General features: G+C 69.3%; 9 protein-coding genes. 6 read left to right on the top strand and 3 right to left on the bottom strand.

Annotated features, from left to right (window positions below; translation table 11 throughout):
• Positions 1–226: 226 nt before the first annotated feature.
• The 3 genes from ASF60_RS11000 to ASF60_RS11010 form a co-directional block, all read right to left on the bottom strand.
• Entirely contained in the window at positions 227–4,078 is a 3,852-nt protein-coding gene (locus tag ASF60_RS11000; protein WP_056184375.1) for an EAL domain-containing protein, read from the bottom strand.
• Positions 4,079–4,329: 251 nt separating this feature from the next.
• Positions 4,330–5,769: a sensor histidine kinase gene (locus tag ASF60_RS11005; protein ID WP_082507873.1), complete on the bottom strand. Its 1,440-nt coding sequence runs from the start codon at positions 5,767–5,769 to the stop codon at positions 4,330–4,332.
• Positions 5,766–6,434 (bottom strand): response regulator, encoded by a 669-nt coding sequence (locus ASF60_RS11010; protein ID WP_056184377.1) that lies wholly within the window; start codon positions 6,432–6,434, stop codon positions 5,766–5,768. Before ASF60_RS11010 ends, ASF60_RS11005 begins: the two co-directional genes overlap by 4 nt.
• A 179-nt stretch (positions 6,435–6,613) precedes the next feature.
• Between ASF60_RS11010 and ASF60_RS11015 the strand changes: the two genes are divergently transcribed.
• The 6 genes from ASF60_RS11015 to livM all read left to right on the top strand — a co-directional run bounded on the left by ASF60_RS11015 (position 6,614) and on the right by livM (position 11,348).
• Positions 6,614–7,273, top strand: coding sequence for a hypothetical protein (locus tag ASF60_RS11015; RefSeq protein ID WP_056184379.1), 660 nt, complete (start codon positions 6,614–6,616; stop codon positions 7,271–7,273).
• 54 nt (positions 7,274–7,327) lie between these two features.
• Complete coding sequence (locus tag ASF60_RS11020; RefSeq protein ID WP_244478395.1) at positions 7,328–7,708, top strand: hypothetical protein; 381 nt, start codon at positions 7,328–7,330, stop codon at positions 7,706–7,708.
• Between the two features lie 101 nt (positions 7,709–7,809).
• On the top strand, positions 7,810–8,274 hold the full coding sequence (locus ASF60_RS11025) for a hypothetical protein (protein WP_056184381.1): 465 nt from the start codon (positions 7,810–7,812) through the stop codon (positions 8,272–8,274).
• Between the two features lie 133 nt (positions 8,275–8,407).
• Positions 8,408–8,821 (top strand): EF-hand domain-containing protein, encoded by a 414-nt coding sequence (locus ASF60_RS11030; protein WP_056184383.1) that lies wholly within the window; start codon positions 8,408–8,410, stop codon positions 8,819–8,821.
• A gap of 235 nt (positions 8,822–9,056) precedes the next feature.
• Positions 9,057–9,974: a branched-chain amino acid ABC transporter permease gene (locus ASF60_RS11035; RefSeq protein WP_056184385.1), complete on the top strand. Its 918-nt coding sequence runs from the start codon at positions 9,057–9,059 to the stop codon at positions 9,972–9,974.
• Between the two features lie 3 nt (positions 9,975–9,977).
• Complete coding sequence (livM, locus tag ASF60_RS11040; RefSeq protein WP_056184388.1) at positions 9,978–11,348, top strand: high-affinity branched-chain amino acid ABC transporter permease LivM; 1,371 nt, start codon at positions 9,978–9,980, stop codon at positions 11,346–11,348.
• Positions 11,349–11,435 lie beyond the last annotated feature (87 nt).

An 11,435-nucleotide genomic window follows, 5' to 3' on the forward strand; every position in this document is an offset into this window, starting at 1 on the left:
CCGCAAGGACAATAATCGCCGCCCACGCTTCTCTTTCTCAGATTCACTTGTCAAAGAACACCAACAACAGACAGAAATACCGCCCAGATCACCAGGCGACAACCCATCAACAGTCAGGAGATGCAAAAGCAAGCCGCCAATCGCCTTGGCCGCTCGCCGATGAATGGGGTATACCCACAGACCCAGAGCCTGTCAACAGCGATATGACGGAAAAGCGACAGCCCGGTCAGGCGGCATCGCGGCAGCGGACGAGGAAGCGCCTCGCTTCGTCTGCCGGCAGGGGCGTACTGATCAGAAATCCCTGCGCCTCGGTACAGCCTTCCTGGCGCACCCGCGCCAGCTGCTCGTCGGTCTCGATACCCTCCGCCGTGATGCTGGCGCCGAGCTGGGTCCCCAGGCCGACCACCGCCCGAACGATCGCAGCCGTGCCCGGATCGGCGATTTCTCGGACGAACGACCGGTCGATCTTGATCCTGTCGAATGGAAACCGTCGCAGGTAGCTCAAGGAGGAGTAGCCGGTGCCGAAATCGTCGAGAGCGATGCGCACGCCGAGCGCCCGCAGGCGGTGAAGGCAGGCGATCACGGCTTCGGCATCCTGCATCAACACGCTCTCGGTGATCTCCAGCTCCAGACGCCGCGCGGGCAGCCCGGAGGCGGACAGCGCCCCGATCACGCTCTGCTCCAAGGCGGATTGCCCGAACTGCACGGCGGACACGTTGACTGCGATGCGCATGTCGCCCGGCCAGGAAGCAGCCTCGATGCAGGCCTGACGCAGGGCCCAGGTCCCGAGTTGGCGGATCAGCCCGGACTCTTCGGCCAGCGGAATGAATTCGCCCGGCGCGATCATCCCACGAACCGGATGCGGCCACCGCAACAGGGCCTCGAAGCCCCGGACCGTGCCGCTGTCGAGATGAAGCACCGGCTGATAGACCAGGCTGAAGCCTCCGACCCGGACCGCCTCCCGCATCTCGAGTTCGAGCAGATTGCGCTGGGTGGTGGCGGCATCCATCGCCGCCTCGTAGAACCGGTAGGTGTTGCGCCCCGCGGTCTTGGCTCGATACAGCGCGATGTCGGCATTCCGGAACAGGGTATCGGCGTCGACGCCGTCCTGGATGCCGAGGCCGATGCCGACGCTGACGCCGATACCGACGCGGTGGCCGTCGAGATCCACCGGCTGCTCGAGGGATTCGATGATGCGCCGGGCGGCGAGCCCGGCCGCCTGGGGATCGTCGAGATCGACCAGGATGACGGCGAACTCGTCGCCTCCGAGGCGGGCGACGGTATCGCCCACCCGGACCACGGCATTCAGGCGCTCGGTGACGACGCGCAGGAGGGCGTCGCCGGCCGGGTGACCGAGGGTGTCGTTGACCGCCTTGAAGCGGTCGAGGTCGCAAGCCAGCACGGCGAAGCCTGCAAAGCCGTCGGTCCGCCGGTCGGCGCGGGCGAGTTCGCGGTTCAGGCGCTCCTTGAACAGAAGACGGTTCGGCAACCCGGTCAGCCCGTCATGCAGCGCCATGTGGGCGATGCGGCCCTCGGCCAGCTTGCGCTCGGTGATATCCATGGTGAGCCCCACCACCCGGAGGGGATCGTCGCTCTCCGTATCCCGAACGATGCGGGCGAAGGATTGCAGCCAGCGTTGCGGGGCCCCGTCCGGCACCGCCAGACGGAACTCGCAGCTGTAGGAAGTGCCGTCGGCGAGGGAGCGGTAGATGTGTCCGTACAGGACGGGAACATCGTCCGGATGGATGCAGCCGTCCCATTCGGCCACGGCGACCTCGACCGGCGCGTCGGCGGCTTGCCCGTCCTTGACCGGCAGGCCGTACATCCGCGCGCTGTCGGCCGAGAGACGGACGATGCCCTCCCTCAGGTCCCATGACCAGAGGCCGGCTCCCGCCGATTCCTGGGCGAGCCGCAGCAGGTTCGAGGTCTCCTCCAGGGCTTTGCGTGCCGTAACGATGTCGTCGATGTCCAGGGCGGTCCCGAGCAGGCCCACCACGACGCCGTCCTCCCGGATCGGCAGCATCACCAGCTTGTGCCAGCGATAGGCGCCGTCCTGCCGGCGCAGGCGTCCCTCGACCTCGTAGGGATCGCCCTCCCGCGAGGCCTCGCGAAAAGCCTGCTCCATCCGCTCGGCATCGTCGGGATGGTTGCAGGCCAGGCGGGCCGCGCGCGCCGAACCGATCGGGCCGTAGAAGTTCTCGAAGCGCTGGTTGACGTAGGTGGCCTCCCCGTCCCGGAGGGACACCACCCAGACGATCTGCGGCAGGGAATCGGCAAGCGCCCGGTAACGCGCCTCACCGAGGCGCAGGGCCTGCTCGGCCGCCATCCGCTCGCTGACGTCGCGCGCGGCCGTGATGGTCTCGTGGGGACGCGCGGCCGCGTCGCGCACGAGCCGCGTCTGGGCCTCGATCCAGATCCAGCGCCCATCCCGGTGCCGAAGGCGATGGGTGATGCGCCCGCGCTCGGTCCGGCCGGTCCGGAAGCCCTCGAGAAACCCTAGCGTGGCGGCCCTGTCATCGGGATGGAGCGAGTCATTCAAGGGAAGGCGCACCATCTCCTCGGGGGTGTAGCCGAGAAGGTCCTGCGACGCGGGGGAGACGTAGGTGCGAACATCCCGGGCAGGGACATCCAGGCTCGGAGCATCCCCCTCGCTCGACGCGGCGACGCTGCGGCGGACGATCATGTCGGAGACGGAATCCGCCAGGAGCCGGTAGCGCCGCTCGCCGTCCTGAGTCCGGGCCTCGGCCGCGCGATGCTCGGTGACATCGGTAAAGGTGTGGACGATCCCACCATCCGGCAGGGTCACGCCCCGAACCTCCAGGGTCGCACCATTGGGCCGGCGCCAATCGAATCGCAGCGGCGCCCAGGCACCTGCCGCGTCGCGCAGCCGCGGCGGCGCCTCCGGAAAGACCGCCGCGGCGAGGTCGCCCCGTCCGGACAAGACGGCGAGGATCTCGGACAGGAGCGCGGATTCCCGCAGGACGGTGTCCGGCAGCGCGAGGAGCTGCTGCGCCCGGGGATTGAGCAGGCGCACGCAACCCTGGGCATCGAGCATCACCAGCCCCTGGTCCATATTCTCCAGGATGGCGCGCAGGCGCAGATCCTTTTCGCGGAGCTGGGCCTCGGACGTGACGAGGTCGGTGACGTCGAGGATGAGGCCGTAGAGCGCCACCTGCCCGCCGGCCAAGGCCCGTTCGGCGACGCCCTGGACGATGGCGTGGCACAGGCTTCCGTCCGGCCGGACGATCCGCGCCCGTCCCTGGTAGGTCGCGCTGTCGGGTCCCGCCTCGTCCAGGGCCGCATCGATGCGCGCGGCCACCGCCGCACGGTCGTCCGGATGATAGTAGCCGAGGTGGCGCTCCAGGGGGATCTCGCCACCGGGCGGCATCGGACGTCCGAAGACGCCGCAGACGCCCTCGGACCAGGAGACCATGCGGGTCTTCGGATGGATGCGCCAATACCCGATATGGGCGACGGATTCGGTCATCCGTTGAGCGCTGACCACGAGCTTGAGATCGGCGGCCTTCGCGGCCAGCAGCGTTTCGGCCCGGTGGCGCTCGGCCCGCTCGGCCTCGCTCGCGCGCTGGGCAGCGGTGAGACGCAGGTGAGCCTCGACGATCGTCCCGAGGTCGCGCAGGCGTGACGCGCTGACCGCATCGAAATCGTCGCGCGGGACGGTGTCGATCACGCAGAGCGTGCCCAGCGGCAGGCCATCCGACAGGACCAGCGGAACGCCGGCGTAGAAGCGGGCATGGGGCGCCCCGGTGACGAGGGGGCTGACCGCGAATTCGGCATCGGCCAGGAGGTCGGGAAGCACCAGCACCGCCCCCGGCTCTCCCAGGATGGTGCGGTCGCAGAAGGCGCCAGCGCGCGGTAGGGGTCCGCTCTCGGCGATGCCGCAGCGGGCCTTCAGGGTGTAGGTCTCGCTGCCCGCCAGGTTCACGAGGGCGATGGGCACGCCGAACAGGGCGCAGGCCATGCGGCAGACGGCATCGAGATGCGCCTCCGGCGGGCTCTCCAGCAGCCCCAGATCGTTCAGGATCGCCAGACGCTGCGTCTCGACGGGGGCGCTCGGCACGTCACTTCCCTCTCGCCGACCCGCGGCCCGCGGCACATCCGCGTGTCTCCCGAATGCCTGCAGAAGCCGGTGTCGATGACAGGCTCCCGCAGCGGCATGATCGCCGTCGGTGACCTGCGGGAGCCCCCTACAGAGTCGCCGACGTCCGATCATGCGGCAGCAGCCTTTAACGTTCGTTTATACGGGCGCGCCCGGATTGGCAGTGGGCACGGGCCCGATCCGCCTCTCGCCAGGATCGCTCCGGGGCCGGATCAGGCCGGCAGTTGCAGCCGGGCGCTCAAGCCTCCGAGATCAGAGCGTCCGAGTTGGAGCCCTCCGCCGTAGAGTTCCGCGAGTTCAGTGGTGATCGACAGACCGAAGCCATGGCCCGGAACGCTCTCGTCGAGGCGCCCGCCGGGCCGGATCGCCCGCGCGGCGGCGGCGGCATCCAGTCCGGGGCCGTCATCCTCCACCGTCAGGGTGACGCCGGCCTCGGCGGGCCGTCCGGCGATGCGGACCCGGCCGCGGCTCCACTGGCAGGCATTGTCGATGAGGTTGCCCAGCATCTCGTCGATGTCCTGGGGGTCGCAGGCCGCCGCAAGTCCCTCCGGAAGATCGAGATCGATGACCAGCGTCTTCTCGGCATAGAGCCGGCCGAAGGTGGTGCGCAGGTCGGACAGGGGGCCGGCGAGATCGGTTCTGGCGCGGGTCGCGCCGCCGAGGGCGGCGGTGCGCGCGCGCCGCAGATGATGGCGCACCTGCCGATCCATGGCCGCAACGAGAGCCGCCAGACCGCCATCCGGGTCGCGCGTTCGGTCGGACAGGGCGAGAGTGAGGGTGGCCAGCGGCGTCTTCAGGCCATGGGCGAGATTCGCCACATGGGTGCGCGCCCGTTCGAGGTTGGCGGCGTTCTGGTCGAGCAGAGCATTCACCTCCGTCACCAGGGGACGGATCTCGGCGGGCTGCTGGCCGGGAATGCGGGGTCGCCGGCCGGCCCGGACCTCGGCGATGTCCCGGCGCAGGCGCTCCAGGGGGCGCAGGCCGAGGCGAACCTGCGCCACGGTACCGGCCACGAGGCAGAGTCCGAGGATGCCCAGGATGGCGGCGAGGGCACGGCCCGCCTCGCGCAAGGGGCCGTTGAGGGCCTGGGCGGGGGCGGACGCGACGAGAATCACCGGCGGACGGCCCGCCTCAGCCGGCAGCACGCGCGTCCGCAGGATGAGCGCGTCACCCCAGGGACCGGTCGCGTCGCCGGGCTGGGCGCGGTCCGGGTCGGGATCATGTGCCGGCCGATCCGGTACGGGAAGGTCGCGCCCTTCGAGGGAGTCCGCCCGCAGTGTGGTGCGCCCCTGCCGGACCTGCCAGTACCAGCCCGAGCGCGGGCGGTCGAAGGGCGGGCCATCGAGGGTGCGGTCGAGGCGGAGGTGCTCGCCGGGGCCGCGTTCCAAACTCGCCGCGATGGCGACGAGTTGGCTGTCGAGTCGGCTGTCGAGCTGCGCCCGCACGAAGCGGTGCAGGATCACCCCGATCGCCAGGCCGGCGACCACCAGCGCGAGGGTGACGAAGGCCAGGGCGGCCAGCAGCAGCCGGCGCTGGAGGGACCCGAGCTGGAGAAGCCCGGCGGGCTTTGCAGGTGGACTGGGCTTGTCCGGCGCAGCGGGCTTCGTCAGCCCGGCAGGCCGCGGACCCCGCCCCGAGGGTGGCGGCGTCATGCGGGATCGCCCGGCAGCAGCCGATAGCCATGGCCGCGCACGCCCTCGATCCGCGCGGGGGCGATCTTGCGGCGCAGGCGCGTGATGATGACCTCGACCGAGTTTGAATCAACGTCGGCATCGCCGTCATAGACCCGTTCGATGAGCTGGCTGCGCGGCATCACCCCGTCCTTGTGCAGGATCAGACAGGACAGGACCCGCCATTCGAGGCCGGTGAGCCTGAGGGGCAGGCCGTCGCGCTCAAAGGTGCCGAGGCCGGATTCGTAGGAAAGGGGACCGCAGGTGACGCGGGACGCCCCATGCGCGCTCGCCCGGCGTACCAGAGCCCTCAGGCGGATCACCAGTTCCTCGACCCGAAACGGCTTGACCAGGAAGTCGTCGGCACCCGCCTTGAAGCCCGCGACCTTGTCGCTCCAACCGTCCCGGGCCGTGAGGATGAGCACGGGGACGGTGAGCCCCGCGATGCGCCAGGCCTGCAGGACGGAGAGGCCGTCGCGCCTCGGCAGGCCGAGATCGAGCACCACGGCGTCGTAGGTTTCGGTCTCACCGAGATGCTGCGCGTCCTCGCCATTGACGGCGTGGTCCAGGGCGAAGTTCTCGGCCCGGAGCGCCTTGGCGATCTCGGCGGCCAGCGGCGCGTCATCCTCCACCAGCAGGAGTTTCATGGAGTCGGGTCCGGGGATGGAAGGGCGGGAAGCGAGGGCAGGGCAGGCGTGCGGGAGCGGCCTAAGCCGCGTCGTTTAACGGGGGCTGAACCGTCCGGTTCAGATCGGGTTGGAGGCCCCGGCCTAGAACGCCGTCAACCCGAGAGGGCCACCGTCGAACCCCGGAAGGACAGGCCACCATGACCGAGACTCTGCAGAGCAGCACACCTGCCAGCCCCACGCCGACCCTCACCCCGGCCCCGAAGCGCTCGCGCCGCGGCCTCGTCGTCGGCGCCATCGCGGCGCCCCTCGCCTTCGGCGCGGTCGGCCTGTCGCTGGCCCAGACCGGCGCCTCGGTGATGACGCCGGTGGCGCCCACCGCGATCTCCGCCCTGAAGGCCTCGGGCTCGATCGCCGCCAAGGGCGACGTCGCCGAGATCTACGGCAACAAGTTCGTGATGCAGGACGGGACCGGCAAGGCACTGGTGGAAACCGGGCGCCAGGGAGAGGGAGGCACCCTCGTCAAGCCGGGCGAGGCCGTCACCGTGCAGGGCCGGTTCGAGAACGGATTCCTTCACGCCCTGCTCATCACCCGCGCCGATGGCAGCCAAGTCCGCGTCGGCCCCGCCGGCGGCCCGCCTGCCGGAACCCTCGACTGGGCCAAGGACAAGGTCGGCCTCGGGGCAAAGCCCGACGTGCCGGCCCTGACCGCCGGCGTCGCGGCGGCCGGCTACTCCGACATTCGGGTCACCGGCCGGGGGCCGCGTCACCTCGAGGTCGCCGCACGCGGCAGCGATGGGCGCGAGCGCCAACTCCATGTCGGCTTCGACGGTCAGGTCCGCGAAAAGCGGGTGTTCTGAACGCCCTGTGACACCATTCCCCACCCTTCGATCTCCCCGGACAGGACCTCCATCATGACGAAGACCACAGCCCTTCTCGCCGCCGCCGCGATCCTCGTTGCCGGCGCGGCCGTCGCCCAGCCGGCCCCGCCGCCCGGTGGTCCGCGCCCCGGACCGGAGGCCGGTGCGCCTCCGGGCGGCCCTCGTCGCGGACCCGATGCGCCGCCGCCGCCGCCAAAGGCCGCGCATTTCCGCTTGGAACGGGGCGAAACCGCCGTCGACGTCAAATGCGCCGACGACGAGCCCATGAGGGCCTGTGCCGATCTCACCCTGCAGATGCTCGACCGCCTGGCCGCACTACCGAAGCCGGACCCTTCGAAGCCCGAAGGTCCCAAGCCGGAGACTGCCAAGCCGGAAACTGCCAAGCCTGAGACTGCCAAGCCTGAGGCCCGCTGATCCCCGCACCCCAGGACCGGTGCGGCGGTTCCCGAAGCCGCCGCATCTCGGCCTGCCTGCATCCCGGTTTGCCCCCAATCTCAAGGAAGCACCATCAGCCCATGTCCCCATCACGCAGCACGCACGGAACCATCTGGGCCCTGTTCGGCCATCGCCTCGCACTCGAGTGCCCCGAAGGCCGCGTCCTCGTGGATCTCGGCCCGGAGGGCGCCGAGGCGCTCGCCCGCGCAGCGGTGACCCTGAAGCCGGGCGATGCCATCGCGGTAACCGGCGAGCAAAAACCCTCGGAGATCAAGGCCAGCGCCATCACGGCTCCGGACGGCACGCGGCACCGCATCCCCCGGTCTCGTCCCGAGGACGGAGATGCGGGGAAGGCCGATCCGGCGCTCGCTCTCGCGGCGTTGCAGCAGGCGGGCTATCAGGTCGACGGGGAGGCCCGGCGCAAGCCGAAGCATTTCGAAATCCATGCTCGGAAGGACGGCGGGCATTTCGAGGCGCACGTCACCTTCGCGGGGGTGATCCGCAAGACCAAGACGATATCCAACGGCGCCACCGCAACCGGCTGATCGCCCGCCATAGGGCGGGGCGGGAGCGGGACCAGCAGCCTGGAAGCGATACCGCGTTGCAACATGAATCTTTCGCCGACCCGTTTCGGCGTGATAGATTGGCAATCGTTATTGCTGATACGGAGTTCTCTGCATGTCCAACCTGTCCCGTCTCGCCGGCATCCTCGGTGCCGCCGCCCTCGCGCTTCCCCTGGCCATCCCGGCTTCGGCCAAGGAAGCCAGCGCCGCGAAGGTGATCACGATGGTCGACACCGACAACGACGGCACCATCGATCTCAAGGAAGCCCAGGCCGTGGCCGGCGCGCTGTTCGACAAGCTGGAATCCGACAAGGACGGCACTCTGGATACCAAGGAGCTCAAGGGCCGGGTCAGCAAGAAGGCCCTGAAGGCCGCCGATCCGGATTCGGACGGTACCCTGGATAAGACCGAGTACCTCGCCCTCGTGGAGGCCCGCTTCAAGGCCGCCGATCCGGACAACGACGGCACCCTCGACGCCAAGGAGTTGAAGACCCCCGCCGGCAAGGCCCTGGTCTCGCTGCTCAAGTAAGTCCGACCGGTGCCGAAGGCACCGGACTCCGACGCTTCCGTTCGACGGCCCGGCGCTCCACGCGCCGGGCCGTTCGCGTTTCAGGAATCGGGGAGGCTCAAGCGTCGCGCCGAGGTGAGGATTGACCGGAGGCGTTTGTTCAGAACATTCCAGGCTGGCATGCCATTCGCACATGCTATCCCCGTTCTCACATCTCATTCGCGAATGGCCGCGGCGTCGAAACGAAGGCCGGTACATGGAATTTTTCGCCCAGCAGTTCATCAACGGCCTGACGCTCGGGTCGATCTACGGGCTGATCGCGCTCGGCTACACCATGGTCTTCGGCATCATCGGCATGGTGAACTTCGCCCACGGCGACGTCTTCATGCTGTCATCCTTCATCGCGCTGATCTTCTTCCTGATCCTGACCACCTGGCTCGGACTCACATCGGTCGCCCTGGTGTTCCTCGTCGTGCTGGTCCTGGCGATGATCCTGACCGCGCTCTGGGGCTGGGCCATCGAGCGGGTAGCCTACCGTCCCTTGCGCGGCTCGTTCCGCCTCGCACCGCTGATCTCGGCCATCGGCGTCTCGATCTTCCTGTCGAACTTCGTCCAGGTGGTGCAGGGCGCCCGCAACAAGCCGGTTCCACCCCTCGTCCGCGACGTGATCGTGCTCTACCAGAACGAGCAATACACCGTGACCCTGTCCTACAAGCAGGCGATCATCATGACGACGACGGCGCTCCTGCTCGCCGGCTTCTGGTACCTCGTCCAGCGTTCCTCGTTCGGCCGGGCCCAGCGCGCCTGTGAGCAGGACCGGCGCATGGCGGCCTTGCTCGGCATCAACGTCGACCGGACCATCTCGCTGACCTTCGTGCTGGGCGCCGCCCTCGCCGCCGTCGCCGGAACCCTCTACCTCCTCTATTACGGTGTGGTCTCGTTCTCGGACGGGTTCGTGCCCGGCGTGAAAGCCTTCACGGCGGCGGTGCTCGGCGGTATCGGCTCGCTTCCCGGCGCAGTCCTCGGCGGGCTGATCATCGGGCTGATCGAGACCTTCTGGTCGGCCTATTTCTCCATCGAGTACAAGGACGTGGCCGCGTTCCTCATCCTCATCGTGGTGCTCATCTTCAAACCATCCGGCATCCTCGGACGCCCCGAAGTCGAGAAGGTCTGAACCATGGCCACAGGATCGACCATCGGCGCGGTGGCCCCCACCGTCGCCCGGCGCTCCGGCGCGGCGCTCCCTGAGATGCTCAAGGATTCGGCCCTCTTCGCCCTGGTGACGCTCGGGTTGAGCATTCCCGTGGTGGCCTACCGCACCGATCTCGGGCAGGGCACCGGCCTCGAACTCACCGGCCGCTGGGGCGTCGTCGCGGGCTTGTGTCTCGCCGTGTTCGTGCTGCGCCTCGGCCAGCGCCTGCTGCTCGGCGAGGTCGCGCGCCGGCGGGAAGTCCACCGTCTCGCGACCCTCGATGCGGCGCCGGTCGCGAGGCGGGCCGGCCGCGTGCTCGGTCCGGTGACGCTCGCCGTCGCGCTGACCCTGCCGCTGCTCGCCGCCCTGGGTTCGGGCGGCCTGTCGGAGGGGCGCTACTGGATCGATCTCGGCATTCTCATCCTCACCTACGTCATGCTCGGATGGGGCCTGAACATCGTCGTCGGCCTCGCCGGGCTGCTCGACCTCGGCTACGTCGCCTTCTACGCCGTGGGCGCCTATTCCTACGCGCTGCTCTCCACGGTGTTCGGGCTCTCGTTCTGGATCTGCCTGCCGCTGGCCGGCCTGTTCGCCGCCGCCTTCGGTGTGCTCCTCGGCTTCCCGGTGCTGCGCCTGCGCGGCGACTACCTCGCCATCGTGACGCTCGCCTTCGGCGAGATCATCCGCCTCGTTCTCATCAACTGGGTCGACTTCTCCGGCGGCGCCGCCGGCCTGTCCTCGATCCCCCGCGCCAGCTTCTTCGGCATCCCGTTCACGGCCGGGGAGGGCGGGTTCGCCCAGACCTTCGGGCTGAGCTTCAGCCCGATGCACCGGATCGTCTTCCTTTACTACCTGATCCTCGCCCTGGCGCTGATCACCAACCTGGTGACGCTCCGCATGCGCCGCCTGCCGCTGGGCCGCGCCTGGGAGGCCCTGCGCGAGGATGAGATCGCCTGCCGCTCGCTCGGCATCGACACCACCATGACCAAGCTCACCGCCTTCGCGCTCGGCGCCATGTTCGCGGGCTTCGCCGGCTCGTTCTTCGCCGTGCGCCAGGGCTTCGTCAGCCCCGAGAGCTTCAACTTCCTCGAGAGCGCGATCATTCTGGCGATCGTGGTGCTGGGCGGCATGGGCAGCCAGATCGGCGTCGCCATCGCCGCCATCGTGATGGTCGGCGCGCCGGAACTGCTGCGTAATCTCACCTTCCTCAAGGCGGTATTCGGCGAGGGCTTCGACCCGAACGAGTACCGCCTGCTGCTGTTCGGCCTCGCCATGGTCTGCATGATGGTCTGGCGCCCGCGCGGGTTGATCTCCGAGCGCTCGCCCTCGGTCCGCCTGGGAGGGCGCACCGCATGAGCCTCGCCACCGGAACCACCCGCGTCGCCACGCTGCAGGACGCGCCGCCGGCCGCGATTTCCGGCGGCCCGGCCGACCCGATCCTGG

It is taken from the genome of Methylobacterium sp. Leaf113, from assembly GCF_001423325.1.
Classification (GTDB): Bacteria; Pseudomonadota; Alphaproteobacteria; order Rhizobiales; family Beijerinckiaceae; genus Methylobacterium.